Genomic DNA, 733 nt, shown 5'->3' with positions numbered 1-733 from the left:
TAAACTTTTTGACCAAAATGTTTGTACAATACTTCACTCAAAACCCGTAAACTATCTTTTAAGTCTTCCTTATCAAGCTTTCCTGTAAAATATCGATTTAACTTTTCCTTTTGTGCCTCATCTAGTAATTTTTCATCTGTTGTTATATAACGCTTTAAATATCGATGGTTTGTAAACAAATTAGTTACTTGATTTTTTATTCCATTCTCAATTTCCTGGTAGTTACTGCCTTTAACATCTTTAAGATTGAGCAAAATCACCGGAAATTGACCTTGTTGAATCATGGCATATTCATTACCGTTAATCTTTAAAGGTTCTAAAGTCCTTTTTCCTTTAATACCTAAATCTACTGTACCACCTGTAAATAGCTTGTTATTTACTCTATCCTCTTCAGGTAAAGGCATACCTCTCTCATCCACCTCTATCTCAAAAAATTTCTGGAGCATGTTCATATTCAAGCTCTTACCCCACCGCCTTGGTCTGGTGATTAGGATTACTTCTCCACTATCTTCCAATAATTCTTTGATCATTAGGCTTTTATCAACAAATACATCACTATTTAGCAATAACGTCTCAAAATTATCGGTACCTATCCTCATTCTCGGTGGTTTATTGTTATCTTTAACAATATTAGTTTCTTTGGTTGATATATTATCGAAAAATTCTACTGTCATATTAGAAATATATTATAAACTTTATTAAGTAAATAATAGCACAAACAAGCTAGCCTAGC

Annotated in this window: 1 protein-coding gene; it reads right to left on the bottom strand. The window is 31.7% G+C overall.

Features of this window, described 5'->3' with window-relative positions:
• A partial coding sequence (locus RiCNE_RS07145) for an AAA family ATPase (protein WP_157905727.1) occupies nt 1–674 on the bottom strand: 674 nt, incomplete at its 3' end.
• Nucleotides 675–733 lie beyond the last annotated feature (59 nt).

The organism is Rickettsia endosymbiont of Culicoides newsteadi (assembly GCF_002259525.1).
In the GTDB taxonomy this organism is placed as follows: domain Bacteria; phylum Pseudomonadota; class Alphaproteobacteria; order Rickettsiales; family Rickettsiaceae; genus Tisiphia.
This window is presented reverse-complemented; position numbering and strand designations above follow the sequence as displayed.